Raw genomic sequence first — 24,659 nt, 5'->3', positions numbered from 1 at the left:
TCGCGCGGGGTTCGGGAACCGGTTCATCTTAGCTTGCCACGATGTTGACGACGCGACCCGGGACCACGATCACCTTGCGAATCGTCATCCCGTTCAGATTGGCGACCACGCCCGGTTCGGCCAATGCCATGGCTTCGATCGATGCGGTGTCGGCACCCTGCGCCACTTCCAAGGTGCCGCGCAATTTGCCGTTCAACTGCACGGCAAGCTTGAGCGAGTCGCGCACCAATGCGTCCGGATCCACTGTCGGGAACGGCACGTCTTCCAGCACGGTTTCGGGATGCCCCAACACCTGCCACAAACGATGGCTGATATGCGGCGTGACCGGATTCAACATCAGGACGATGGTTTCGAACGCCTCATGGCGGATCGCACGGCCTTGATCGCTCATGTCGTCAAACTTGTTGACGTGATTCAACAATTCCATCATCGATGCGATGGCGGTATTGAAACTGTGGCGGCGACCGAAATCGTCTCCCACTTTTTGGATCGTTTCATGCACGTGCCGGCGCATTTGTTTTTGTGCGGCATTCAACGCCGATGTATCCACTTCCGGATGATCGGGTTGGGAAGCGTGGGTGACCACATCGCGCCAGACACGTCGCAGAAAACGCGCCATGCCTTCGACGCCCGCATCGCTCCATTCCAGAGACTGCTCCGGCGGTGCTGCAAACATCGAGAAAAGACGCACGGTGTCGGCACCGTATTTATCGACCAGCACCTGCGGATCCACGCCGTTGTTCTTCGACTTCGACATTTTTTCGGTGCCGCCGATGTGCACCGGCGAACCGTCTTGAATGCTGACGGCGCCGATCACCTTGCCGCGCTCGTCGCGTTGGATGTCGACGTCGGCGGGATTGATCCATTCCTTGCGACCGTCGCCGCCATCACGGAAAAAGGTGTCGGCAATCACCATACCCTGCGTCAGCAGATGCGTCGCAGGTTCACTCGCCGGCACCATTCCCGCTTCATGCAACAACTTGTTGTAGAAACGGAAATACATCAAGTGCAGGATCGCGTGTTCGATACCGCCGATGTATTGATCGACGGGCAACCAATACTTGGCGCGTTCGTCCACCATCTCGTTGGCACCCGGCGACGTGTAGCGCGCGTAGTACCAGCTCGACTCCATGAAGGTGTCGAAGGTGTCGGTTTCACGTTCTGCCGGCTTGCCGCAGGTCGGACACGTACATTTGCGCCATTCCGGATCCGCCTTGATGGGTGACACGACCTGACCGGCGGCGAAGGCATCCTCGACATCTTCAGGCAGTCGCACCGGCAACTGGTCTTCAGGTACCGGTACGGCGCCGCAGTCGGCGCAATAGATCACCGGAATCGGGCAACCCCAATAGCGTTGACGGCTCACACCCCAATCGCGCAAGCGGTAATTGACTTGTACGCGTCCGCGACCGTCCTCTTCGAAATTGCGCGCCAGCGCTTCGAACGCGGCGGCGTAATCCATGCCGTTGTATTCGCCGGAATTGATCAGGAATCCACGCTCCGTGTAGGCGGCTTCATCGTTGATCTTGCGCAGGTACTCGGAAATCACCTGCACCGCGGCATCTTTCTCGTAGACGTCCAGCGAGGTTTGTGCGCCCAATGCCGCTTGCATGATGTCGGCATGCGAATGCTCGTCGGCGGTGACTTCGGCCAGGGCGTCGCGTACCGACACCGGCACCACCACCGGCCGGATCGGCAAGCCGTAGGCCTTGGCAAATTCCCAATCGCGCTGATCATGCGCAGGCACGGCCATCACCGCACCGGTGCCGTAGCCCATCAAGACAAAGTTCGCGATGTAGATCGGCAGGTCTTCACCGGTGATCGGATGGGTCGCCCAAAGCCCTGTGGCAATGCCGCGCTTTTCTTGCGTTTCCTGCTCGGCTTCCGAAACGCCGCCCTGCTTCAACGATGCCACGAAAGCGGCGATCTCCGGATTCCCGGCGGCCGCCTTCTGTGCCAACGGATGTTCACCGGCAATGCTGAGGAAGGTCACGCCCATCAGCGTGTCGGGACGGGTGGTGAAGACACACAGCGGTGCTTCTTCGCCTTCGACGCGGAACTGAACCTCCAAGCCTTCGCTGCGGCCGATCCAATTGCGCTGCATGGTCTTGACCGAATCCGGCCAGCCGTCGAGCGTGTCCAAACCGTCGAGCAAATCTTGCGCGTAATCGGTGATGCGCAGGAACCACTGTGGAATTTCGCGCTTTTCGATCAAGGCGCCGGTTCGCCAGCCGCGACCGTCAATGACTTGCTCATTGGCCAGCACGGTTTGGTCGATCGGATCCCAATTGACGACGCTGTTCTTGCGATAGGCGATGCCCTTTTTCATCAAGCGCACGAACATGCGTTGCTCATGCACGTAATAGTCGGGGCGGCAGGTGGCGAATTCGCGACTCCAATCGATGGCGTAGCCCATGGACTGCAACTGTGTACGCATGTGCGCAATGTTTGCGTAGGTCCACTTCGCGGGCGCGGTCTTGTTTTTGATCGCCGCGTTTTCCGCCGGAAGACCGAACGCATCCCAGCCCATCGGCTGCAACACGTTGAAACCGGTCATGCGTTTGTAACGCGAAATCACATCGCCGATGGTGTAATTGCGCACGTGACCCACATGCAAAGCACCACTCGGGTACGGCAACATCGACAAGCAGTAATACTTCGGCTTGTCGCCCGTTTCGCTCACTTCATAGGCGCGACTGGCGGACCAGAAATTCTGCGCGGCGGATTCGATGCTGCGGGGATCGTAATGCGAGGGATCAGGGGCTACTTGCGTGTTCACGTGTGCGGCATAAGCTGAAAGAAACAGCGTACCGCACTGCAGCAAGGAGGAACAGGTGCGGCAAGCCTTTTCAGGCTCAAATCACCGACTTTTCATCCTTTTGACGACTCAGCATGCCGACGCGGCTGAACGGCCATACCATCCACGCCAAAACGGCAAAGACCTGCGCCACGCCCACCGGCGCCACCGAAGGCAAATACCAAACGCCCAAAAGAATTTCCACGAAGGCGAACACGGCAAACCAACGCAGTCGTTGTTCGCGACCGAACACCGCCGCGATACAACCCAGTGCCGCCGACGACCACCACAGATACCAGGCAACCGCATGGTGTTGATTGCTGCCTTCGTCAATCCCGATGCGCGTGTCCAAAGAAAACACACCCATCGACGCGAAGGCCATGCCGCTGAGCATCCACAACCACATAGCGAAGCGCTCGCCCCTGCCTGCGGATTCCAGCATCCGCATGCGGCTACGCAAGGCTTGGAAGGCCATCAACATGCCCGGCGCGACAAACCCCAGCGCGTTGAACTCCTGGGCAACCTTGGACAGGTTCGACCCCGCCAAGCTGATCGGCAGACCGACATGCCATCCCGCCACGCGCACTGCGGCGAACAGCGCCGCAGCGAACATGGCCAAGGCCAAGATGCCCGGCCAGGGCAGATCGCGAAATCCGCGGGTTTTGTCTGTTCCAATACCGATCATTCTTGATTTCCGCTCACGCACCCTTATCTGGGTGTATGGGAGCATTGCACACATCACAACGGATTCAAATCATGACCACTGACACCTACAGCGTCGACGTCACCACAGACGCCTTTGAGAAAGAAATCATCCACAAATCGATGGAGATGCCGGTCATCATTGATTTCTGGGCGGAATGGTGCGGCCCGTGCAAGACCCTCAAACCGATTCTTGAAAAATTGGCCGCCGAGTACAACGGTGCGTTTGTGTTGGCGAAAGTCGATACCGAAGCCGAGCCGCAAATTGCCGCGGCGTTTCAAATCCGCTCGATTCCCACGGTCTATTTGTTCCGCAACGGGCAGCCGGTGGACGGCTTCCAAGGTGCGCTACCTGAAGACCAAGTGCGCTCATTCTTGAGTCATCATGGCATCGAGCCGCTTGCGGCCGCGGTCGAAGACGCGGTGGTTGAAGGTGCGACGGAAGAAAAGCCGGATCCCCATGCGGAAGTGGTGCGCCTCCGGCATTTGATGGAGACCGAGCCGGACAAGCCCGGGCACGCACTCGACCTCGCGCTGGCGCTGCTCGAAACCGGTGCCATGCACGAAGCGCGCACCATGATCGACGCCCTGCCCGCCAATCTCGCCACCGATGACCGCGCAGTCAAAGCCCACGCCAAGCTCGACTTCGCCCGCCAGCTTGAAAACGCCCCGCCGCGCGAAGTGCTCGAAGCGGCAGTAGCCACCGATGCCGGCGACATGACCGCACGCCATTTGTTGGCCTTGCACCACCTTCTGGGCGGGCAGCAGGAAGAGGGTCTGAAACAGCTGCTGGAAATGCTGAAACGCGATCGGACGTATCAGGACGGGTTGCCGCGAAAGGCCTTGATCGACGCATTCCGGATCATCGACGACGACGATTTGGTCAGCCGCTACCGCCGTCAAATGTCGGCACTGTTGCTGTCCTGATTCAATGGAAGTCACCCCTTTCATGTTTCGCCACGGGATCAACCTGTGGCCGCCCTTTTTGTTTTCCGGCATCAAGCTCACCGAACTCAGCAACGATTGGCGCCATGCGCGCGTCGTTTTGCGTCTGCGCCCGTGGAATCGAAACTACGTGGGCTCGCAATTCGGCGGCAGTCTGTTCTCGATGACCGATCCCTTTTGGATGTTGTTGATCCTGCATCAACTGGGGCGCGACTACATCGTCTGGGATCGCGCCGCGGAGATCTCCTTCGAGAAGCCTGGTCGCGGTCACGTCTCGGCAACTTTCGATGTCACACCGGAAATCGTTGACGAACTCCGCGCCGCCGCTGCTGGCGGTGAAAAGGTTTTGCGCTGGTTTAACACCGATGTGGTGGCCGACGATGGCACGGTGGTGGCAAAGGTTCGCAAGCAAATCTATGTCCGACTGAAAAAAAGTCGCCGGACGACCGAAGACCGGTCATCAGACGCAGCGTAGAATCGCCGCATGTCGACCGAACCCCAATCCCGATCCCTTCGCCGCTTGTTTTTGACCGGCCTGTTGACCTTGCTGCCGATTTGGCTGACTTGGGTGGTGGTCCGCTTCGTGTTTGTCACGCTGAGCGACATCAGTCGGCCATGGGTCGAGCCCGCACTCGCGGAGATTGCCGCCGGCAATCCGGCAATGGCTTGGATCACCAGTGAGACCGCCCGGGGTTTCCTGGCATTGATCGGCACGATCGCCGTGATTTTGCTGGTCGGTGCGTTTGCCGGACGCATGGTCGGGCAGCGCATTTTGCTTGCCTTCGATAGGTTCATCCAACGGGTACCGCTGGCGAATTCGGTCTATTCCGGCGCGCGAAAATTGCTCGATATTTTGCAGACTTCGCCTGACGGTACGCAGCGCGTTGTACTCATCGAGTTTCCGGCCAAAGGCATGCGGACGGTCGGATTCGTCACCCGGGTATTGAAAGAAGAAGGTACGGGTCGCGAGATGGCGGCCGTCTATGTGCCGACCACGCCCAACCCGACCGGCGGTTATTTGGAAATCGTCCCGATCGAAGATCTGATCCCCACCGATTGGACGGTGGATCAAGCCATGAGTTTCATCATTTCCGGCGGCGCCGTGGCACCTTCAAATCATTTGCCGCGCTCCAACCCACCTTTGAGCTGATCTCATGAAAAACCTGTTGCGGCTTGCGTTCATCGCTCTCACCGTCAGCTTCGCAACAGCGGCCGCCGCGGCAAATGCCAGCGCGCCCTTGTTTGCCAAGACATTGAAGTTGGCCGATGGCCGGACGATGACACTCAACCTGCCGAAAGGTTATACGTTCTCGGTGGTGGCGGATGGATTCAAGCGTCCGAGATTTTTTGCGCGCAGCCCGGACAACCGCATCTTCCTCACCAGCATGTACAACCTCGCCGACAATTCGCGCGGCGCGATTTACATTTTGGACGGCTTCGATCCGAAGACCGGTCGCGTCAAGCGCGTCACCCCGTGGGCCAGCGGTCTGCGCAACCCGAACAGCGTCGCTTTCATGAAAGACGCTGCGGGCAAACAATGGATTTATGTCGCGCTGACCGACGTGCTGCTGCGTTATGCCTATGTGGCGGGTGAAACCCGGCCGACCGGCGCCGCCCAAGTGGTGGCCCGTTTCCCCGACAAAGGCATGAGCGCCGCAAATGGCGGCTGGCATCTGACACGAACCGTCGTTGCCGGTCCCAACGGCAAACTCTACGTGGCCATCGGCAGCAGCTGTAACGCTTGCATCGAAGATCCGGCAGAAATGGACAAGCGCGCCGTGGTGCTCGAAATGAATCCCGATGGCAGTGGCTCGAACGTTTTCGCACGCGGTCTGCGCAATGCGGTCTGGATGCAGTTTGCCGGCGATCGGTTGATGGCGACCAATCAGGGCGTCGATCACCTCGGACCGAACCTGCCGAACGAATCCTTTTACGCCTTGAGCCGCGGCAAGGACTACGGCTGGCCGCATTGCTATGTCGCCGGTGCTGCCATCAAGGCCGATCCGAAATATCCGCGCAAGGAAGCCTGCAAGAATGTCCCGGCGCCGATGGGACGATTCGACGCCCATGCTTCAGCGCTCGGATTCGATTTTTTCGGCGCCGCCAATAATGCGCAGTTGGCGGATGAATATCTGGTCGCGCTGCATGGTTCGGGCAGCACGAAACTCGGGCACGGCTACAAAATTGTCCGCATGTCCGCCAGCGGCAAACCGCTCGGTGACTTCATGACCGGATTCCTCAGCGCCGGAAAAGTATCCGGCCGACCCTGCGGCATTCTGAGAACCGGCAATGACGCATTCCTGTTCACGGATGACAAATACGGCGTGGTTTATTACGTCCATCCCGAATAAGCGCAGCCTCACCGATGTCCGACCAACGCGTGTTCGAGGGAGCGCCGGGTGCGCCAAGTTCGGTACCGGAAATTTTTCTGGCCTTCTTGAAATTGGGCTTGTCCGCGTTCGGCGGCCCGATTGCGCACGTGGGCTACATGCACAACGAATTCGTCGTCCGGCGTCGATGGCTGGATGAACCGACGTTTGCGCAAGTACTGGCGCTCTGCCAATTCTTGCCTGGCCCCGCAAGCAGCCAATTGGGATTTTCGCTGGGACTGATGCGCGGCGGCTCACTCGGCGCGATCGCAGCCTTCGTCGCCTTTACTTTGCCCTCGGTGTTGCTGATGTTCGGCATGGTCGCCGCCCTACCGCATTTGGACACGGCCGTTGCCGCGGCACTCATTCACGGGCTCAAACTGGTCGCCGTCGTGGTCGTGGCGCATGGTCTGATCGGCATGGCGCGCCAACTCACGCCGGACATACCGCGTGCCGTCATTGCTGTCTGTGCCGCGCTTGCCATCCTGGCAACGCAAAGCGCTTGGATGCAATTGCTGACCATTGTGTTCGGTGCGATGGCCGGTCGCGTTTTTTGCCGGCACGTGGCACCCAAAGCAAGCTCGGCGATTCCGCTGCGTTTTGGTGCGCGCTGGGCGCCGGTCTTCATGCTGCTCTACTTGATCGGCCTCGGTACTGCGTTGTACTTGGGGCGACACGCCTTGCCGACCTCAACGGGCATCGCAGCCGCTTTTTATCAAGCCGGCGCACTGGTCTTTGGTGGCGGTCATGTGGTCTTGCCGCTGTTGCAAAGCGCAACCGTCGACACGGGTTGGCTCACACCGCAAACCTTTCTCGCCGGCTATGGCGCAGCACAGGCGATGCCGGGTCCGATGTTTTCATTGGCGGCATTTTTGGGCGCCGAGGCGAACGTTGGACAGCCTTGGCTCGGTGGACTCGTGGCGGTATTGGCGATCTTCCTGCCCGGATTCTTGTTGCTGATGGCCACCTTGCCGGTCTGGGCACGCGTTGCGAACCACCCGCGCGCGGTGCACGCCATGGCCGGCATCAACGCGGCCGTCGTGGGTGTGTTGGCCGCCGCGTTTGTCACGCCGGTATGCACGCAGGGGCTGCATTCGCTTTGGGACGGTATGTTCGCCGTGATTGCCTGTGTTGCGATGCTGGGCTATCGCGTGCCGGCGATTTGGATTGTCGGCGCCTGCTTGGTTTACGCTTCGGCGGCCGCGTGGTCTTAAAACCGTGGAATAAAAAAAGCCGGGTTTCCCCGGCTTTCTTTGCAACGATCAGCGCTTGCTGATGTCCACATAGTCGCGATCTTCCGGACCCGTGTAATTCGCACTCGGACGGATAATCTTGCCGTCTTCGCGCTGTTCGATCACGTGCGCACTCCAGCCGGAAGTACGGGCGATCACGAACAAGGGCGTGAACATCGGCGTCGGAATGCCCATCATGTGGTACGCGCTTGCGGAATACCAATCCAGATTCGGGAACATCTTCTTGGTATCCATCATCAGATTTTCGATGCGTTCGGAGACGTCAAACAGCGTTTGATTGCCACCCGCCTTGCACAAGGCACGCGAAATTTCCTTGATGATCGGATTGCGCGGATCGCCGACGGTATAGACCGGGTGGCCGAATCCGATGACGATTTCTTTGCGTTCCATCCGTGCCTTGATATCGGCCTCGGCCTCATCGGCCGTGTCGTAACGGCTGATGATGTCCATCGCCACTTCGTTGGCACCCCCGTGTTTGGGGCCGCGCAAGGCGCCGATCGCGCCGGTAATGCAGGAATACATGTCGCTGCCCGTGCCGGCAATGACGCGACCGGTGAAGGTCGATGCATTGAACTCGTGCTCCGCGTACAAAATGAGCGACTTGTCCAGGGAATCCGCTTCCAGTGCCGTCGGCGCGTGACCATGCAAGAGATGCAGGAAATGTCCGGCGATCGTTTCGTCGTCGGTTTCCACGTCAATGCGACGGCTGTTGCGGGTGAAATGCCACCAGTACAGCAACATCGAACCGAAGCTCGCCATCAAACGATCGGCGATGTCACGCGCTTCGGACGCGGGATGGGTTTCGCGTTCGGGCAACACGGTACCCAACACTGAGCAACCGGTGCGCAACACATCCATCGGATGGGCATTTGCCGGAACGAGTTCCAGCGCATCGGTCACCACCGCCGGCAAGCCGCGCAGACGCTTGAGCTTGGTCCGGTAGTACTTCAACTGCGAGGCCGTCGGCAGCGTGCCGTGCACCAACAAGTGGGCGACTTCCTCAAAGCTCGACTTCGTCGCCAGATCTTTGATGTCATAGCCGCGATAGTGCAAATCATTGCCGCTGCGACCGACGGTACACAAGGCGGTGTTGCCTGCCGCCGTCCCGGAAAGCGCGACGGATTTCTTGACCTTCGGTGCGTTGGTATCGGTATTCGTCATGGGTTACTCCTTGGATTCCTGACCCGCAAACAGCGCGTCGAGCTTGTCTTCGTAAGCGTGGTAGCCGAGAAAGTCGTACAACTCGGCGCGGGTTTGCAATTGATCGATCGTATTGCGCTGGGTGCCTTCTCGACGCACGGTTTCGTAGAACCCCAGCGCAGCCTTGTTCATTGCGCGGTAGGCACCGCAGCAATACAACGCGATGTCCACACCCGCGCTGCGCAATTCGTCCGTGGTGAAAAACGGTGTCGAGCCGAACTCGGTGAGGTTCGCAAGAATCGGCACTTTCACCGCATCCTTGAACTTGCGGTAGTCCTCAAGCGTTTTCATGGCTTCTGGAAAGATCATGTCAGCGCCGGCCTCCACATAGGCCACGGCGCGCTCGATGGCACTATCGATGCCTTCGACCGCAGCGGCATCGGTGCGTGCCATCAAGACGAAGTCTTTGTCGGTCTTCGCATCTACCGCAGCTTTGACGCGATCGACCATTTCCGCGGTCGAAACCACTTCTTTGCCGGGGCGATGGCCACAGCGTTTTTGACCGACCTGATCTTCCATGTGTACGGCGGCGACGCCCACGCGCTCAAAATTGCGGATGGTGCGTGCGATGTTGAACGCCCCTCCCCAACCGGTATCAATGTCCACCATCAAAGGCATGCCGGTGGCGTCGACGATGCGTCGCGCGTCAGTGAGGACGTCTTCCATCGTGCTGATGCCAAGATCCGGCATGCCGAGCGAGTTGGCCGCCACACCGCCGCCTGACAGATAGAGCGCGCGATAACCGGTGCGTTTGGCCATCAAGCCGGCGTAGGCGGTGATGGCGCCCATCACCTGCAAGGGGGTCTCTTGTGAAAGCGCGGCGCGGAATCGTGCGCCTGCAGAAGCTTGGGACATGGAACGGCTCCAAGTGAAACGTTGATTTTACGCTGTCGGCTGCCCTGACGTGTTTCAGAAGGGCGGCGGATCGTCAAAAACGAGCGCCATGCCCGAAACCGGATGCCGGAATGCCAGATGGCGCGCGTGGAGCATGACGCGTGACGCCGCGTCGGCACCGTAAAACACGTCGCCCACGATGGGGTGACCCAGTGCTTGCAAATGCACACGCAGCTGGTGCGTGCGCCCTGTGACCGGCACCAACGCAACGCGCGTTTGTCCGGCAGATTTTGTCATCACCGACCAGCGGGTACACGCCGCTTTTCCGATCGCGTGGTCGATGATTTGCTTCGGGCGATTCGGCCAATCGCAAATCAAAGGCAAATCGATGACGCCGGAATCAGCCTTAAGCTCACCCTGCACGATGGCTTCGTAGACCTTGTCGACTTCCCGCGCGGCAAACGCGTCGCTCAGCGCGCGGTGCGCGCGGGCGTTGCGTGCAAAGACCATCAGCCCGCTCGTGACTTGGTCCAGCCGATGCACGGTCAACGCGTCCGGCCATTGCTGTTGCAGGCGTGCGACGAGGCAGTCTTGCTTGTCTTCACCGCGACCCGGCACCGACAGAAGCCCTGCGGGCTTTGAGACCACGAGCAGGTCATCGTCGATGTGATGAGGAATGGTCATTTTGCAGAGAAAAAGGGAGGCCTGAGCCTCCCTTTTTGCGTCGCAATCAAAGTCGTCCGGACGGACGCCCGATTACAACAAGTGCGAAACGCCGGCGCGCTCTTCTTCCAACTCTGCCAAGGTTTTGTCCATGGCGGTGCGGCTGAAGTCGTCGATCGGCAGGTCTTTGATGACCGTGTATTCGCCGTTGGCGCAAGTCACCGGAACGCCGTAAATCACGCCTTCCGGCACACCGTAGCTACCATCGCTCGGCACACCCATGGTGACCCATTCGCCATCCGTGCCCAGGGCCCAATCGTGCATGTGGTCAATGGCGGCGTTGGCGGCCGACGCCGCAGACGACAAGCCGCGTGCTTCGATGATGGCGGCACCACGCTTGCCGACGGTCGGAATGAAGTTGTTTGCGTTCCAGTCGGCGTCGTTGATTTTGTCCTTCAATGAGGCACCGTCCACGGTGGCAAAACGGTAATCCGGGTACATGGTCGGGCTGTGGTTGCCCCAAACGACCAGCTTCTTGATATCGGCAACGGCGACACCCGCCTTGTTGGCCAACTGCGACAAGGCGCGGTTGTGATCGAGACGCAGCATCGCGGTGAAGTTCTTGGCCGGCAGATCCGGCGCCGATTTCATGGCGATATAGGCGTTGGTGTTGGCGGGATTACCGACCACCAACACCTTCACATTGCGGCTCGCGACTTTATTGAGCGCCTTGCCTTGAACGGTGAAGATTTCGGCATTCTTCAACAACAGATCCTTGCGCTCCATTCCCGGACCGCGCGGCATGGCGCCGACCAACAATGCGTAATCGGCGTCCTTGAAGGCGACTTCCGGATCGTCGGTGCCGACCATGCCGGCCAACAGCGGGAACGCGCAATCTTCAAGTTCCATCATCACGCCGCGCAATGCGGCCTGTGCTTTTTCCATCGGCAATTCGAGCATTTGCAAGATGACCGGCTGGTCTTTTCCGAGCATTTCGCCGGAGGCGATGCGGAACAAAAGTGCATAGCCGATTTGGCCAGCTGCGCCGGTAACGGCGACGCGAACAGGTTGTTTCATGGAATCACTCCGAAAATGTTTGGTGGGTGTGGATCACTGCATTTCTGCGAAGAACGCTTTGATGCGTTCCATACCCGGGGCCAACTGCGGCGTCGGGCAGGTGTAACTGATACGCAATGCATTCGGCTCGCCGAACGCGGAACCCGGGACGCAGGCCACGCCTTTCGACTCGAGCAAGGCATTGCAAAATTCGATGTCGTTGTTCACGACTTTGCCGTCGTGCGACTTGCCGAAATAGGCACTGATGTCGGGGAACACGTAGAAGGCGCCGTCCGGCTTCGGGCAGACCACGCCCGGAATCGAATCGAGTACCGCCATGACTTGATCGCGCTTGTCTTGGAACTCACGCACTTTTGCATTCGGCACATCTTGTGGACCGGTCAAGGCAGCGATTGCCGCAGCCGTGGTGATTTCCGGCAGGTTGGTGATGTGATTGGAGTTCATGGTGGTGACGGCATTGGCCACGGATTCGGGCCCGGCCATGAAGCCCACGCGCCAACCCGGCATGCCGTAGGTCTTCGACAACGAGTCGATGAAAATGACGCGATCCTTCAATTCGGGACGGGCATGCACGAAATTGTGGTAGCCGGCGCCGTCGAAAATCATGCGGTTGTAGATGTCATCGGTGATGATCCAGGTGTCCGGATACTTGGCGATCACATCGGCCAACGCAGAGATTTCTTCCTTGCTGTACACCATGCCCGTCGGATTCGACGGATTGTTGAACAGGAACACGCGCGGCTTCTTGGCCAAGGTGGCATCGAGTTGTTCCGGCGTCATCTTGTAGTGCTGTGACGCGGGACAGGGCAATAATTCGATTTTCGCGTTGACGATTTCCGCGATATCGACGTAGCTGGTCCAGTATGGGGTCGGGAACGCGATGGTGTCGCCTTCATCCAGCAGGGCTTCGCACAAGTTGTAGATGACATGCTTGGCGCCGACACCGGTGGCGATGTTCTTCGCGCTGTAGCCGGTCAGACCGATGGCTTCAATGTGCTTCAGGAAGGCGTCGACCAGTGCCGGTGCACCGCGATTGCTGCCGTATTGCCCCGAATCGTGCGCCAGCGCATCGCGCGCTGCGGCGTAGACATGCTCGCCGGGCAGAAAATTCGGCACCCCGATGGAGAAGCTGATGATGTCCTTCCCTGCCGCTTTCAGGGCTTTGGCCTTCTCCGCGACCGCCATGATGGCGCTGGGTTTGGCACGATCCATACGACTGGAAAAATCAGGCATTTCGCTTCTCTTCAACGGTTCGGTGGAGCCGGAAATTTTACCACGCCCGCCCTACTCACTCTGCGTGCGGGGAATTGTCCGGGTAGTTCTCGCCCACGTAACGCGTCCAATCCGAGTAGGCCTTTTGCAGGCATTCAGTATTGGTGCAAGCGTCCAGCTGCTTTTGCGCCGACGCCAGGCTGTTTTGCGCATCCACGCCATAATTCGTTTGCGCGTCGGAGAATGCCATCTCGAATTCACGGCGTGCCAGCTTGAGCGGGCCCTCCTTGCAAGTCGTGCGATCGACAAAATTCGTCGCACTTGCGCAGTCATCGGTCGACTCTACAGCGGCTGCGACGGACCCGACGTCCGCCTCGTCGTTGCTAGTCCGTGCCTCAGCGATGGCCGTCATATCTTGTGCGCTCAAGCGGCGCACGAAACTCAGATCCGAAAACTGGCCATTGCCGAACGTGATGCGCAACGTGAACGGTGCGTCGGGTTTGCCGCGGTCCGCCGCTTCAACAACGCGCGTCGCGGTCAACATTTCCTTCGGGTCGCGCTCGCCGCTGGTTTCAAACGTCACCACTTGATTGTCCGTGTCCACGTCGACGAGATGGACGTCGAACACGTGCGCATCCATCACGAAATCACTGTTGTCCTTGGTGAATCGCAAACGGAAAACGGTTTCCGCATCATCCGTGCCGGCACTGGATGTGGTTGCCCACACGCCGTCGAATCCCGACAAGAAAGCCGCTTCGTCAACGGGCGCCGCTGCCACCGCCGCTTGCGGTGCGTTCGTTTTGTCACAACCCGCGATCGTTCCCATCGCCAACAGCATGGCGAGACCCACATATTTCATTTTCCCTCCCCGGAATAGCGATCAAGCACCCGAAGGTGCTTGATCAATCAGTCGGCCGGTTGGCCGGATGCCGCATGTTACGACAGAATTACGGTGCCAGCTTGGCATTCCATTCGGCAACGCGATCAGCCTTGGCTGCCAAAGCAGCGTCGATATCGCCTTCGATCTTGACCGACTTGATTTTGTCGCCTTGCTTCACGCTGTCGACCACGTCGAGACCTTCAAGCACTTTGCCGAACACGGTGTGCTTGCCATCCAACCAATCGGTCTTGATGTGGGTGATGAAGAATTGGCTGCCGTTGGTGTTCGGACCGGCATTGGCCATGGACAGCACGCCGCGCTCATGCGGAACGCCATTGTTCGTCTCATCTTCGAACTTGTAGCCCGGACCACCGGTGCCGGTGCCTTGCGGGCAGCCGCCTTGAATCATGAAGTCATTGATGACGCGGTGAAAATTCAGCCCGTCGTAAAAGCCCTTGGTGGCCAGATTGACGAAATTCGCCACGGTCAGGGGCGCCTTGTCCTGGAACAGTTCCAGCTTGATCGGGCCGCGGTCGGTATCAAAGGTGGCGGTCAATGCCATGTCGAACTCCTGAAGATTCAGCTTGAAAGGGGGTGAAATTAACATGGGGCCGGTATTTGATCGATGCAAGGGGGCCATCTGCGCTGGACAGGCCGCCACTCCGCTATAATTTGCCCCTCATTTCCAGACCCCCCGGTCGCGCAAGGCGACCCTTTCCGCATGTCCATTCAAAATCTCCGCAACATCGCCATCGTCGCCCACGTCGACCACGGCAAAACCACCCTCGTCGATCAGCTGCTGAAGCAATCCGATACCTTCGACGAGCGCACCGTGCTTGCAGAGCGCGTCATGGACAGTGGCGACATCGAAAAAGAACGCGGCATCACCATTCTTTCGAAGAACACCGCCATCAAGTGGAAATCGCCGCAGGGTGAAGAGTTCCGCATCAACATCGTCGATACCCCCGGACACGCCGACTTCGGCGGCGAAGTCGAACGCGTGTTGTCCATGGTCGATTCGGTGTTGATCCTGGTGGACGCGATGGACGGCCCGATGCCGCAAACGCGCTTCGTCACCCAGAAGGCATTTGCGATGGGTTTCAAACCGATCGTGGTCATCAACAAAGTCGATCGCCCGGGCGCGCGTCCGGCCTGGGTGCTGGATCAAACCTTCGACCTGTTCGACCGTCTCGGCGCCACCGACGAGCAGCTGGACTTCCCGGTCGTGTACGCCTCGGGCTTGAACGGTTATGCCGGCCTTGACGAATCGGTTCGCGAAGGCGACATGACGCCGCTGTTCGAAGCCATCATCAAGCATGTGCCGGTGCCGCCGGTGAGCGAAGAAGGTCCGTTCCAAATGCGCGTGACCTCGCTCGACTACAACAACTATGTCGGCGTGATCGGCGTCGGCCGCATCCAGCGCGGCAAGGTCAAGACCAACCAGCAGGTGACCGTTGTCGGCACCGATGGCAAGACCCGCAATGGCAAGGTGCTGCAGGTGCTCGGCTTCATGGGCCTTGAACGCATCGAAGTGCCCGAAGCGCAGGCCGGCGACATCATCGCCTTCTCGGGCATTGAAGGCCTCGGCATTTCTGAAACCTTGTGCGACCCGTCCGCCGTTGAACAATTGCCGGTGCTGTCGGTCGACGAACCGACCATCTCGATGACCTTCCAGGTGAACGATTCGCCTTTTGCCGGCGTCAAAGATCGTAGCGGCGGCAAGTTCCTGACCTCACGCCAATTGCGCGATCGCCTCACCCGCGAAACGCAACACAACGTGGCGCTGAAAGTGGAAGACACGGCGGATGCCGACAAATTCAAAGTGTCGGGCCGTGGTGAATTGCACTTGTCGATCCTGATCGAAACCATGCGTCGCGAAGGCTATGAATTGGCCGTGTCGCGTCCGGAAGTGATCATTCGTGAAATCGACGGCGTGATGCAAGAGCCCTTCGAACAACTCGTGGTCGACCTTGAAGAACAATTCCAAGGCGGCGTGATGGGTCGCTTGGGCGAACGCAAAGCCTTGCTGCAAAACATGGAACCGGATGGCAAAGGCCGGGTGCGCATGGAATTCCTGATTCCGGCGCGCGGCTTGATCGGCTTCCAAACCGAATTCCGCACGCTCACCGCCGGCACCGGCTTGTTGTTCCACGTGTTCGATCACTACAACGTCAAAGCCGAAGGCCAAATCGGCCAACGCCAGAACGGTGTGCTGATTTCGAACGGCACCGGCCCCTCGCCTGCCTATGCGCAAATCGCCATGCAAGAGCGCGGCCGTTTGTTCATCGAACCGGGTGACGAAATCTACGAAGGTCAGATCGTCGGCATCCACGCCAAAGACAACGACCTCACCGTGAATGCCTTGAAGGGCAAGCAGCTCACCAACTTCCGTGCGTCCGGCACCGACAAGGACGAAGGCCTGATCCCGGCCATCAAGTTCTCGTTGGAACAGGCACTCGAATTCATCGACGACGACGAATTGGTGGAAGTGACGCCGAAAGCGATCCGGATTCGCAAGAAGCACCGTTCGGAAACCGATCGCAAGCGCGCCAGCCGCGCCGCCTGATCCGACCGCGTTTTACGCATCCACGCGTGGAAGTCGTATCCCCTCGAAAAGCGCTGCGATGGATTGCAGCGGTCGAGCTGTTCAAGGGCGCTGTGGCATGCCTTGGCGGGTTCTCACTCGCCTGGGCAGGCCCGGCACCGGTGAAAAACGCGATTGAACATTTGGCGCGCGCATTCCATATGGATGCGCAAAACGGCATGCTTGCGCAATTGTCGGCGCGCATCAGCACCAACAGCATCCATGTGGCAGTCGCCGTAACTTTGGCCTACGCCGCCATGCGCTTTGTCGAAGGCTATGGCCTGTGGCGAACCCGCGAGTGGGCCTCCTGGTTTGGCGCGATTTCCGCTGGTGTCTATCTGCCGATCGAAATCATTGCCTTGGTGCGACACCCGCACGTGCTAGAGGCTTCCATCCTAGTGTTGAACATTGCAGTCGTGCTGTATTTGATTCACGACATTCGCAGGCGCCATCCGAATTACGGCAAGAGATCGAAGCTCCCGTAACCGGCGCCAATGATGGCGATGGAAACCATCGCCAACAGAAAAGTCATTAAGCCATATTGCAAATGCTTTGGAATCGGCAATTGATCGAGCTTCGCTTCTTCCGTGTTTTTGTCGAGCACCCAACCGTGCTCGCACTCGAGGCAGGCCAATTCATAGCGCTTGTTGTAAACCCATCCGAATAACGCATAGACGTGGCCGAATTTGTAGCGCAGCCGCGGCTGGAACATGCGCTCGCCACCGCATTTCGGGCACTCATGTTTTTCAGGCGTACCGTAAGGGACAACACGCTCGCCTTGACCAAAGAAAATCATCGCGCTGGCGCTCCGGCGGCGTCGACTTGCGCGCGTGTGTAGCGGCCGACCCGACCTTTGACGCCGCTCATCCAAACCGCGTTACCTGAAATCTCCACGCTGTCCCACGATGCCGTATCGAGCACGCGCCAAGCGCTTCCGTTCCACATGTCAGCGCCGCTCGGCCCGACAGCCACACACACATCCCCCGCAGCGAAACAGGCCACCCCCGATCGATACCCGGGCGGCGCGGCGATGACGGTCATTTTTCCGTTTTTGAAGACCGACGCATTGCCCGGTTTTTTCTCTTCTTTGTAATCACCGCCAACCAAGATCATGGCGTCACCCATCGCAGCGGCACTGAACACACCGGCTGATGCGAGCTGACGTCCCATGCCGCTGTCGAATTTCTGCCAACGGCTCGAACCGTCGCGCTTGGCGTGCAAATTCGCTTCTGCGCCGCCGGTAGGGACAAAGGTCGAATCGCCATTGCGCGCGATGCAAGTGCCACTTGCCGCAAAGGCCGCTTCGTCCTTCACCGCCGGCGTGCCGTTGTTTGACAGCGACCAATGCGCGCCGCGATCACGCGTTTGGAACACCTGATAGCGCCCATTGATGGGATCACCCAACATCCAGCCGCGATCGCCCTCAAACGCCATGCAATCGTAGAAGCCCTGCGGGTCGAGATTTTGCAGCACGAGCGACCAGTGGGCGCCCCCGTCGGTGGTGCGATACAGCTTGGAGTCCGGTCCAGGTGCAGCGGCAAGTACAACCGCTTCGCTGTCTGAAAAAGCTTCGATGTCGCGGAAATCCAAAGCACCGGCGCCGGGCACCGAGACGTTGTGCCAAGTCGCACCGCCATCGACGGTTCGAATCACCGTTCCCTTCACGCCGGATGCCCAAGCGATGTTTTCATCCACCGCCGAAAGCCCGCGCAGCCGGCCTTGGGCCACGCTCGCGGAGGCTGTGGCAGGTTGCGCATCTTGTGCATGCGCGCCATGTCCGGCCAGCAGGATCGCTGCGAGTACGAGGGAGCATCCGCTTTGCGACAGAGGCGCCGGCAAGGACAGTGGTCGTAAGCGTTGAGTCGGGTGAATTCGGCGCATGGCAACCTCAAATGAAGTACAGCGTTTACTGACGCAAAGCGCGCAACGGCGCGGGCAACAAGTTGTACAGTCGCACAAGCGCATGCAGCTGCCAAGGAAACACACAGCGCGCCTGCTGCCGATCCAATGCCTTCTTCATGACCGCGACCGCATGCGCTTCCTGCTGCAGGAAGGGTTTGTCCGGACGCTGGCCGCCATTCAAGCGCCGTAATTCCTGCGTATCGACATACCCCGGTACCAGCAATGTCAGCCCGACATTGTGCGCTGCCGCTTTTTCACGGTAAGACGCGAATCGAGACATCGCGCGTCGCTTACTGGTCGCGTAGCGTGTCGTCCAAGGGTCGGGTCGCAGCAAGCCGGCAATGGAGGCAATCAACGCGATTCGGCCGCCGTGTCGCATCAAGGGTAGCGCCGCTTCGACAACATGGCCGACACCGTCGACATTGGTCTGATCGATGCGCTCGCCCTTTTTCGGGTCGGCGCGCACTTCCGCTTCCGTGGCGTAAAACCCCGCGCTGTAGATGAGCAAATCCAGTCCGTCTTGGCCTGCCTCACGCACGCGCGTTTGGATCATTGCGGCCTCGGTAACATCAGCTTGCATTGCGCGAATGCCCTCGCGCTGCGCAACTTCCGGCAAGCGTCCGGCGTCCCGTCCGATCACAGTGACCTTGGCACCGGAAGCCGCATAACAACGCGCAAGTCCGAGGCCCATGCCACTGGTGCCGCCAACCACGAGCACATGCGTCATGCGCGCCTCCTGTCGGCTACTGCAAGCGCACGCAACGCACGCTCGCGCCCGTAATGCCACTGTGATGTCATCTGCTTTGCAAAGGCAGCATGGTTCTCTGCCGGGCGCAGCACAATCCGGCCGGACCGCACATCCACACCCTTGCCGGTGGTTTCCTCTTGCAGCACACGGGAGACATCTTGCGTGTCAATCCAGGCGTCCGCCGACTGCGCTTGTGCTTGTTGCCGTCGTGCATTGCCATCGACGCCGTACACCGCACGTACGGCGGGCTGCGCGTACCAAACATTGAATGGGCGCTTGCGTTCCATCCAAACGCGTTCTGCCAACGCCTGTGCGATCTCAATGGGAAACAGATCCACCAACCCGCCTGACCACTTTTGGCTTTGCGCTTCGACCAACGAAAAATAGTAAGGATCGGCGATTGAAATGCGCACCGCATCCGACAACGGCATGCCTGTATTGCAGTCGAGCACGGCGTCCACTGTGGTGTTGGCGAGCTGTGCCGCCCAGGTCTTGTGACCATTGAGAAGACGTGCGACACGCGTAGGACCGAAGACTGTTTCATGGAGCCTGCATTTCGCGTTCCCATTTGCTGAGGTGTTTTCGGCGCAGGGCGACACGCGTGCGCCAATGATGGCGACATCGGGGCCCTCGCCCGTCGTCGCGGGCAACACGGGAAGCGGCGGCAGCGCAAACATGCCCTCATACAACGCTGACGCTCGCATGCACGCTGACGACTGCGGCCACATGGCGCGTTTCAACAAATTCGGCAACACGCGCCACCACACCGCTTGAGGCGAGCTAGTGATCGCGCGCTGAAACTCATACAACTGTGGCGAGGTCAGCCACGCCATTCGTGCGTCCTTGTCGGGCAATGCGTGAATGACCGCAGCAGCGATCGCACCGCCGCAAGCGCCGATCAAGAGATCAGGTGCCAAGCCTTCCTCTTCCGCGGCCGCATGCATCCCGAGATAACAACCGAAGCGAAAACCGCCACCGGCCATTACCATGCAACGTTGATACTTTGCGGGATCCTCCATGCCGTATTCTCACCAAGGCGCGCAGGCGGTGCAACGCCCCGGCGAAGACGCATGGGAGCGACTACGCCTTGGCCTGATCAATCTCATTGCCTTCGCCTTGGCTTACGGCAGCGCGCACGTGCGTGATTTGACGACACTGGCAACGCATCATTTTTCAGTGCCATTGGATGCCTCGGTACCGATGTGGCCGCTCATGGTGTGGCCGTATCTGTGCAGCGTGCCTTTGCTGATGGCTTGTTTCTGCTTGGCGCCGGCCGGCGAGCCATTGCGGACGTTCAGTCGGCGCATGCTGTGTGTGACTGCGCTGGCCGGGCTGTGCTTTGCCTCCTTTCCCGCAATAAACACCTTCCCACCGCCCGACCCCGCAGCCGGCTTGTCATCGGAACTTTTGCACCTGCTTGATGATGTTGACGGCCGCGGCAACCAGTTGCCCTCCTTGCATGTTGCCTATGCCGTGCTGGCGATGACGCTGACGCGTTTTTTCCGTCCGGGACTTCGCAACGTTGCGCGCGTCTTTTTGAGCGTGGTTGCGATCTCCGCCGTGATGACGCATCGCCATCACTTGGCCGATGCCGCGGTCGCGCTGCTCATGACCTGGATTGTCATGCATGTCGTGAAGCCGGATCGACCAACACCGGATGTCGCTTTGCATTACTTTTGCTTCGGCGTGCTGGCGTTCGCGACAGCGCGCAATCTCGGATGGCTGTGGGCAGGCGTTTATCTAGCCGCGTCTTTGATACGCGTGGCATGGGCATACGAACGCAACGATGCAGCGTTCGCGCACAAACAAGACGGACGACTGCCATGGCATGCGTGGCTGGTGTTGGCGCCATGGCTTATCGGCTACCGAATCACTTGGTGCCTGCAGCGGATGCGGACGCGAGGCTTGTCGCCCTTCCAACGTTGGCAACCGGATCTCTGGGTTGGTCGCCGACTCACAGAGAACGAATCAGCGCGACTTCCGCGCCCACTCAGCGTGATTGATTTGTCTGCAGAACTCAGCGAGACAGCGTCGCTGAGAACGCAGCACTATCACCATGTACCGCTGCTCGATCTGCGCCTCCCTTCAGAAGATTCGTTGCGCGACATTTCGGCGATCATTGCGGAAGAACGCGCAGCCGGCCGCCACGTTTATTTGCACTGCTCGATGGGGATCGCGCGCAGTATCCAGGTGGCAAATGCCATCGCCCCCTTCAGGACGTCCCGATGATTTCGATCTATCAAATCAAGCCCGCCTTCCAACGTTTGCTGTCGCCCTTGCTCGGCGGCTTGGACGCGGCCGGCGTCCAGCCGAATCACATCACCCTTGCGGCCTTGCTGATCAGCATTGCGCAAGGTGCGGCATTGGCCGTTTGGCCTGATTCGACTTGGGTGTTGGCACTGTATGCGCCGGTGCTGCTGGTGCGCATGGCACTCGACGCATTGGACGGCATGCTCGCCCGACGCAAGCAACTCGAAAGCCGCTTGGGCGCATTGCTCAATGAGCTGGGCGATGTCTTGGCTGACATCGCCCTGTATCTGCCCTTTGCGTGCGTGATCGGCATTCAACCGGTGCTGGTCGTGGCCGTTGTATTGCTCGCCGTGGTTGCGGAATTCACCGGCGTTTTGGCGCAGGTCATTTCAGGCGCGCGCGGCCATCAAGGACCGATGGGCAAAAGCGATCGTGCTTTCGCATTTGCCCTGCTTGGCATCCTCTGTGCGCTGGATATTTCCGCCGTCATTCGCAACGGCGTGTTGATCTTGGTCGGATTGTGTCTGGTTTGGACGATCTTCAACCGTTGCCGTGCGGGTCTGCGATCCGCCGAGCCACAGACACCGTAAAGATGCCCTGCGGTCCCACTTCGGTGGCGGTTTTCTTGAAACCCGCCATCTGTACCAACGCATCCAGCTCGTTCTGCGGTCTCGGACGCATTACCCATGCGCCGCCCAAATGGCTGTCTAGGGTTTCCGCGATCTGCCGCAATTGCGGATGCCAAGGCTGTCCCGTGTAGACCAAGGCACCGCCCGGACGCACGGCGCGCGCAATGGATTTCAATGACGCGAACACCGGTGCGTTTTCGGGAAACAATTCGTACAAGCCGGAGACGACTGCGATATCAAACAATGACGCATCGGCGTCTTGCTCGGGCGGATTGAATGCATCGGCTTGGACATAGCGGATTTGAACCCGATCGCCCAACTTCAACTGCGTTGCCAACTTCTCTGCGGCGGCCAAATTCGCAGGATCCATGTCACGCAATTCGACGTCGAACGAGGTCTGTTTGAATCCCGCCAAGGTCTCGAGCAAGTAACGTCCGGAGCCGGTGGCAACGTCCAGAATTTTGAGCGTGGCGCCTTGTGGTGCCGTTCGGATGAGTTCAGACAACAATGCTTGCGTATGTACTTTGCGCACACGGACACCGCGCCAGCCGGTCGCATCCAAGTAGCCGCGATCCAGCATCGCACCCACGCCGAATCGACCGGACGCACGGTTACGGTACACATAGTCCAGCGAGGCGCCGGAGTCGAAACCTTGTGTCAGACCGATTTTCATCCCGTCGCTCAAGTGTCCGATCCGTCGCAACAGGGCGCGTTGCAGACGGTTCGACAGACCGGGGCGTTTCACCCCGGCAGCAATCGTGGCATGCAATGTCGCGCTGGGGCCTTCGAGGTCGTTATCCAGGTAACGCGCCGGCTCGGGCAATGCATTGGCAAAGCAGACCTCAATGAAATGCCGGCAGGCGGCATCCGCAAGTTGCGTTTCTTCCTCATGAAAGATCGCATGCTTGCTTTCGGGAATCTCCAGCCATTGCTTCCGCGTCGAAGACAACGCATCGAAGAAGGCTCGCTGTGGTGCCGTCCTGACCACCACGTCTTTTCCGGCGACCAACATCAGGACAGGCGTGTCGATGGCGTGCGCATCGGCGACCACACGACGCGCCGTGTCAGCAAGGTCGACCAGCACGCGTGCCGAAATATCGCGTGTGACCAACGGATCGGACGCGTAGGCTTCGGCTTCGTGTTTCGAATGCGTGATCATCGACGGGCGAACATAACTCGTCACCTTCAAATCAGGCTTCGCTTTCAAGCCCAAACGCAGGGCCGGTTCGGCCAGCGGCACATACAACTTGATTGAGAATGCCGCCGCGGCCATCGCCACACCACGAATCCGCGGCGCATAGTCATGCAACCACGTGGCCGTGACAACCGCCGCCACACTATTGGCCACGATAAAGATGTCTTCGACGTCCACACCGTGGGTTTGCACCACGTGCTTCACAAACGCGTCGAGATCACGCACCAGCGCCATGAAATCGGGCGCATCACCGCGGACGCCAGGGGAACGGCCGTGACCGCGCGCATCCCACGCGAAGCACAAATCACCGGGACCGGCGATTCGCGACACCAAGGCGGCCACGCGGCCGGAATGTTCGTGCCCGCGATGCAAAAAAATCAGGACGCGACCGGAGGGTTCGGTGACGGGTTTCCATGTGCGGTAAACCAAACGCATGCGGTCGAACGTGGCGAAATCGGATTCAGTACTTGTGCGTTGCATCGGGGGATTGGCACTCATGGTCGGATAACAGGGAACAGGGATTGAAGGGGAAGAAGACAGAGATACAAAACAGGGACCGTCAATATCAGGCTATCGACGCGATCGAGCAAGCCGCCATGTCCTGGCATCCATGCGGAAAAGTCCTTTATAGCCAGCATTCTTTTGCAGGCGGACAAGGTGATATCGCCCAAGAAGCCGGCGACGGCGATCAAAACACTTAAGCGTGCAAGCACGGGAATGTCGGCCAAATGCATCAGCCCACCGAGTGAGATGCCAGCGAGCATCGCGACACCGATCCCGCCGATGAGTCCGACCCAGGTCTTGCCGGGACTCGCAGCCGGTGCAATTTTTGTTTTGCCGAACACGGTGCCCGCGACAAATTGCCCGACATCGGCAAGCGCGGTCACGGCGCACACCCACAAGAGCCATGCGCCTTCGTCGCTCAGGGCGCGCTGCAATGTCGGAAGGAATGACAGTCCGCAGGCAATCAGCACCAACGCACTTCCACCCACGCGCCCACGCGCGGGAGGATAAAAACGGCGGCGGAACATTTGCCAGATCAAGCCCACGGCCAAGGCAATCAGTGCCAGCGCGACCGCCGGCCACAGGAAGGTCAGCGCGACCAGCACAACGCACAAGGCGATGCCGAGCACATGCCGCCATCGCGCACTTTCCGGACTTGCGAAATGCATGTGGGCTGCAAGCTCGCGCACACCGAGGGCCAGCAGAAGCGCAGCAAGCACCCAGGCCGAATAGGCCTTGAAAAGCAGCGCGAGACTGACCGCCGGCAGAAACCACCACCAGGCATGAATCTTTTGTTTCAGTTCAACCGACTGCCGCGTGATGAACGCCCAAAGCGTCGACACAGACAAAAAGGCATACAGCGCCAGCAGTGCGGCGCCCAAACCCGGTGGCCAGCGGTTGAAGTCGTCAATGAAA

24 protein-coding genes are annotated in these 24,659 nt (G+C 59.4%); 9 read left to right on the top strand and 15 right to left on the bottom strand.

The window, feature by feature from the left end; genetic code table 11:
* Positions 1 to 28 precede the first annotated feature (28 nt).
* Positions 29 to 2,779 (bottom strand): leucine--tRNA ligase, encoded by a 2,751-nt coding sequence (leuS, locus tag H8L67_RS03675; RefSeq protein WP_220380416.1) that lies wholly within the window; start codon positions 2,777 to 2,779, stop codon positions 29 to 31.
* Positions 2,780 to 2,855: 76 nt separating this feature from the next.
* Complete coding sequence (locus H8L67_RS03670) at positions 2,856 to 3,482, bottom strand: DUF998 domain-containing protein (RefSeq protein WP_220380415.1); 627 nt, start codon at positions 3,480 to 3,482, stop codon at positions 2,856 to 2,858.
* A gap of 71 nt (positions 3,483 to 3,553) precedes the next feature.
* Here H8L67_RS03670 and trxA point away from each other — a divergent pair, with 71 nt between their 5' ends.
* Genes trxA through chrA form a run of 5 tightly spaced genes read left to right on the top strand, consistent with a single transcriptional unit; the run spans position 3,554 to position 8,027 of the window.
* Positions 3,554 to 4,426 (top strand): thioredoxin, encoded by an 873-nt coding sequence (trxA, locus tag H8L67_RS03665; RefSeq protein ID WP_220380414.1) that lies wholly within the window; start codon positions 3,554 to 3,556, stop codon positions 4,424 to 4,426.
* Positions 4,427 to 4,430: 4 nt separating this feature from the next.
* Positions 4,431 to 4,919 (top strand): DUF4442 domain-containing protein, encoded by a 489-nt coding sequence (locus H8L67_RS03660; RefSeq protein ID WP_220380413.1) that lies wholly within the window; start codon positions 4,431 to 4,433, stop codon positions 4,917 to 4,919.
* Positions 4,920 to 4,928: 9 nt separating this feature from the next.
* Positions 4,929 to 5,594 carry a DUF502 domain-containing protein gene (locus H8L67_RS03655; RefSeq protein WP_220380412.1) on the top strand — a complete coding sequence of 222 codons (666 nt, stop codon included), beginning with the start codon at positions 4,929 to 4,931 and terminating at the stop codon, positions 5,592 to 5,594.
* Positions 5,595 to 5,598: 4 nt separating this feature from the next.
* Positions 5,599 to 6,795 carry a PQQ-dependent sugar dehydrogenase gene (locus H8L67_RS03650; RefSeq protein ID WP_220380411.1) on the top strand — a complete coding sequence of 399 codons (1,197 nt, stop codon included), beginning with the start codon at positions 5,599 to 5,601 and terminating at the stop codon, positions 6,793 to 6,795.
* Positions 6,796 to 6,809: 14 nt separating this feature from the next.
* Positions 6,810 to 8,027, top strand: a complete 1,218-nt coding sequence (chrA, locus tag H8L67_RS03645; RefSeq protein WP_220380410.1) for a chromate efflux transporter — start codon at positions 6,810 to 6,812, stop codon at positions 8,025 to 8,027.
* 48 nt (positions 8,028 to 8,075) lie between these two features.
* Here the strand turns inward: chrA and prpC are convergent, their stop codons facing one another.
* The 7 genes from prpC to H8L67_RS03610 form a co-directional block, all read right to left on the bottom strand.
* Positions 8,076 to 9,227, bottom strand: coding sequence for a bifunctional 2-methylcitrate synthase/citrate synthase (gene prpC, locus H8L67_RS03640; protein WP_220380409.1), 1,152 nt, complete (start codon positions 9,225 to 9,227; stop codon positions 8,076 to 8,078).
* A gap of 3 nt (positions 9,228 to 9,230) precedes the next feature.
* A complete protein-coding gene (gene prpB, locus H8L67_RS03635; protein WP_220380408.1) occupies positions 9,231 to 10,121 on the bottom strand; it encodes a methylisocitrate lyase in 891 nt (296 codons plus the stop codon).
* Positions 10,122 to 10,175: 54 nt separating this feature from the next.
* Positions 10,176 to 10,784: an RluA family pseudouridine synthase gene (locus H8L67_RS03630; RefSeq protein WP_220380407.1), complete on the bottom strand. Its 609-nt coding sequence runs from the start codon at positions 10,782 to 10,784 to the stop codon at positions 10,176 to 10,178.
* A 72-nt stretch (positions 10,785 to 10,856) separates the two neighbouring features.
* Positions 10,857 to 11,840, bottom strand: a complete 984-nt coding sequence (locus H8L67_RS03625) for a malate dehydrogenase (RefSeq protein WP_220380406.1) — start codon at positions 11,838 to 11,840, stop codon at positions 10,857 to 10,859.
* A 33-nt stretch (positions 11,841 to 11,873) separates the two neighbouring features.
* Positions 11,874 to 13,073, bottom strand: a complete 1,200-nt coding sequence (locus H8L67_RS03620; RefSeq protein ID WP_220380405.1) for a pyridoxal phosphate-dependent aminotransferase — start codon at positions 13,071 to 13,073, stop codon at positions 11,874 to 11,876.
* A gap of 55 nt (positions 13,074 to 13,128) precedes the next feature.
* A complete protein-coding gene (locus H8L67_RS03615; protein WP_220380404.1) occupies positions 13,129 to 13,911 on the bottom strand; it encodes a hypothetical protein in 783 nt (260 codons plus the stop codon).
* A gap of 88 nt (positions 13,912 to 13,999) precedes the next feature.
* A complete protein-coding gene (locus tag H8L67_RS03610; RefSeq protein WP_220380403.1) occupies positions 14,000 to 14,494 on the bottom strand; it encodes a peptidylprolyl isomerase in 495 nt (164 codons plus the stop codon).
* A 159-nt stretch (positions 14,495 to 14,653) separates the two neighbouring features.
* On the opposite strand from H8L67_RS03610, the gene typA reads away from it, so the two are divergent.
* Together typA and H8L67_RS03600 are read left to right on the top strand one after the other, a co-directional pair.
* Positions 14,654 to 16,498 (top strand): translational GTPase TypA, encoded by a 1,845-nt coding sequence (gene typA, locus H8L67_RS03605; RefSeq protein WP_220380402.1) that lies wholly within the window; start codon positions 14,654 to 14,656, stop codon positions 16,496 to 16,498.
* Between the two features lie 26 nt (positions 16,499 to 16,524).
* Entirely contained in the window at positions 16,525 to 17,001 is a 477-nt protein-coding gene (locus tag H8L67_RS03600; RefSeq protein WP_220380401.1) for a DUF2127 domain-containing protein, read from the top strand.
* Here the strand turns inward: H8L67_RS03600 and H8L67_RS03595 are convergent.
* From H8L67_RS03595 to H8L67_RS03580, 4 genes are read right to left on the bottom strand one after another with little or no spacing between them, the layout of a single operon-like run.
* The gene (locus H8L67_RS03595; protein WP_220380400.1) at positions 16,974 to 17,312 is read right to left on the bottom strand and encodes a hypothetical protein; all 339 of its coding nucleotides are present in this window, start codon (positions 17,310 to 17,312) and stop codon (positions 16,974 to 16,976) included. The genes H8L67_RS03600 and H8L67_RS03595 overlap by 28 nt on opposite strands.
* Positions 17,309 to 18,397, bottom strand: a complete 1,089-nt coding sequence (locus H8L67_RS03590; RefSeq protein WP_220380399.1) for a WD40/YVTN/BNR-like repeat-containing protein — start codon at positions 18,395 to 18,397, stop codon at positions 17,309 to 17,311. Before H8L67_RS03590 ends, H8L67_RS03595 begins: the two co-directional genes overlap by 4 nt.
* A 25-nt stretch (positions 18,398 to 18,422) precedes the next feature.
* Positions 18,423 to 19,145 (bottom strand): SDR family NAD(P)-dependent oxidoreductase, encoded by a 723-nt coding sequence (locus tag H8L67_RS03585; protein WP_220380398.1) that lies wholly within the window; start codon positions 19,143 to 19,145, stop codon positions 18,423 to 18,425.
* Positions 19,142 to 20,185, bottom strand: coding sequence for a patatin-like phospholipase family protein (locus H8L67_RS03580; RefSeq protein ID WP_220380397.1), 1,044 nt, complete (start codon positions 20,183 to 20,185; stop codon positions 19,142 to 19,144). Before H8L67_RS03580 ends, H8L67_RS03585 begins: the two co-directional genes overlap by 4 nt.
* Between H8L67_RS03580 and H8L67_RS03575 the strand changes: the two genes are divergently transcribed.
* Both H8L67_RS03575 and H8L67_RS03570 read left to right on the top strand, forming a co-directional pair.
* Positions 20,184 to 21,395, top strand: a complete 1,212-nt coding sequence (locus tag H8L67_RS03575; RefSeq protein WP_220380396.1) for a phosphatase PAP2 family protein — start codon at positions 20,184 to 20,186, stop codon at positions 21,393 to 21,395. The genes H8L67_RS03580 and H8L67_RS03575 overlap by 2 nt on opposite strands.
* Positions 21,392 to 22,006 (top strand): CDP-alcohol phosphatidyltransferase family protein, encoded by a 615-nt coding sequence (locus H8L67_RS03570; protein ID WP_220380395.1) that lies wholly within the window; start codon positions 21,392 to 21,394, stop codon positions 22,004 to 22,006. Before H8L67_RS03575 ends, H8L67_RS03570 begins: the two co-directional genes overlap by 4 nt.
* On the opposite strand, the gene H8L67_RS03565 is transcribed toward H8L67_RS03570, so the two are convergent.
* Together H8L67_RS03565 and H8L67_RS03560 are read right to left on the bottom strand one after the other, a co-directional pair.
* On the bottom strand, positions 21,957 to 23,738 hold the full coding sequence (locus H8L67_RS03565) for a bifunctional alpha/beta hydrolase/class I SAM-dependent methyltransferase (RefSeq protein WP_255556026.1): 1,782 nt from the start codon (positions 23,736 to 23,738) through the stop codon (positions 21,957 to 21,959). The genes H8L67_RS03570 and H8L67_RS03565 overlap by 50 nt on opposite strands.
* A complete protein-coding gene (locus H8L67_RS03560) occupies positions 23,735 to 24,625 on the bottom strand; it encodes a phosphatidate cytidylyltransferase (protein ID WP_220380394.1) in 891 nt (296 codons plus the stop codon). Before H8L67_RS03560 ends, H8L67_RS03565 begins: the two co-directional genes overlap by 4 nt.
* Between the last annotated feature and the right edge of the window lie 34 nt (positions 24,626 to 24,659).

Source organism: Lysobacter soyae, assembly GCF_019551435.1.
Lineage (GTDB): Bacteria > Pseudomonadota > Gammaproteobacteria > Xanthomonadales > Xanthomonadaceae > Solilutibacter > Solilutibacter soyae.
The sequence above is the reverse complement of the archived record's forward strand: the minus strand, read 5'-3'. Positions and strand labels throughout refer to the sequence as shown.

What these genes read in the sequence shown, in the direction of transcription:
- H8L67_RS03620 (WP_220380405.1), bottom strand. Translation starts at nt 13,073, where the DNA reads ATGCCTGATTTTTCCAGTCGTATGGATCGTGCCAAACCCAGCGCCATC.
- H8L67_RS03615 (WP_220380404.1), bottom strand. Translation starts at nt 13,911, where the DNA reads ATGAAATATGTGGGTCTCGCCATGCTGTTGGCGATGGGAACGATCGCG.
- H8L67_RS03670 (WP_220380415.1), bottom strand. Translation starts at nt 3,482, where the DNA reads ATGATCGGTATTGGAACAGACAAAACCCGCGGATTTCGCGATCTGCCC.
- H8L67_RS03565 (WP_255556026.1), bottom strand. Translation starts at nt 23,738, where the DNA reads ATGAGTGCCAATCCCCCGATGCAACGCACAAGTACTGAATCCGATTTC.
- trxA (WP_220380414.1), top strand. Translation starts at nt 3,554, where the DNA reads ATGACCACTGACACCTACAGCGTCGACGTCACCACAGACGCCTTTGAG.
- H8L67_RS03660 (WP_220380413.1), top strand. Translation starts at nt 4,431, where the DNA reads ATGGAAGTCACCCCTTTCATGTTTCGCCACGGGATCAACCTGTGGCCG.
- H8L67_RS03580 (WP_220380397.1), bottom strand. Translation starts at nt 20,185, where the DNA reads ATGGAGGATCCCGCAAAGTATCAACGTTGCATGGTAATGGCCGGTGGC.
- H8L67_RS03575 (WP_220380396.1), top strand. Translation starts at nt 20,184, where the DNA reads ATGCCGTATTCTCACCAAGGCGCGCAGGCGGTGCAACGCCCCGGCGAA.
- H8L67_RS03570 (WP_220380395.1), top strand. Translation starts at nt 21,392, where the DNA reads ATGATTTCGATCTATCAAATCAAGCCCGCCTTCCAACGTTTGCTGTCG.
- typA (WP_220380402.1), top strand. Translation starts at nt 14,654, where the DNA reads ATGTCCATTCAAAATCTCCGCAACATCGCCATCGTCGCCCACGTCGAC.
- H8L67_RS03590 (WP_220380399.1), bottom strand. Translation starts at nt 18,397, where the DNA reads ATGCGCCGAATTCACCCGACTCAACGCTTACGACCACTGTCCTTGCCG.
- H8L67_RS03585 (WP_220380398.1), bottom strand. Translation starts at nt 19,145, where the DNA reads ATGACGCATGTGCTCGTGGTTGGCGGCACCAGTGGCATGGGCCTCGGA.
- H8L67_RS03630 (WP_220380407.1), bottom strand. Translation starts at nt 10,784, where the DNA reads ATGACCATTCCTCATCACATCGACGATGACCTGCTCGTGGTCTCAAAG.
- H8L67_RS03610 (WP_220380403.1), bottom strand. Translation starts at nt 14,494, where the DNA reads ATGGCATTGACCGCCACCTTTGATACCGACCGCGGCCCGATCAAGCTG.
- prpC (WP_220380409.1), bottom strand. Translation starts at nt 9,227, where the DNA reads ATGACGAATACCGATACCAACGCACCGAAGGTCAAGAAATCCGTCGCG.
- H8L67_RS03595 (WP_220380400.1), bottom strand. Translation starts at nt 17,312, where the DNA reads ATGATTTTCTTTGGTCAAGGCGAGCGTGTTGTCCCTTACGGTACGCCT.
- H8L67_RS03655 (WP_220380412.1), top strand. Translation starts at nt 4,929, where the DNA reads ATGTCGACCGAACCCCAATCCCGATCCCTTCGCCGCTTGTTTTTGACC.
- H8L67_RS03650 (WP_220380411.1), top strand. Translation starts at nt 5,599, where the DNA reads ATGAAAAACCTGTTGCGGCTTGCGTTCATCGCTCTCACCGTCAGCTTC.
- prpB (WP_220380408.1), bottom strand. Translation starts at nt 10,121, where the DNA reads ATGTCCCAAGCTTCTGCAGGCGCACGATTCCGCGCCGCGCTTTCACAA.
- H8L67_RS03625 (WP_220380406.1), bottom strand. Translation starts at nt 11,840, where the DNA reads ATGAAACAACCTGTTCGCGTCGCCGTTACCGGCGCAGCTGGCCAAATC.
- chrA (WP_220380410.1), top strand. Translation starts at nt 6,810, where the DNA reads ATGTCCGACCAACGCGTGTTCGAGGGAGCGCCGGGTGCGCCAAGTTCG.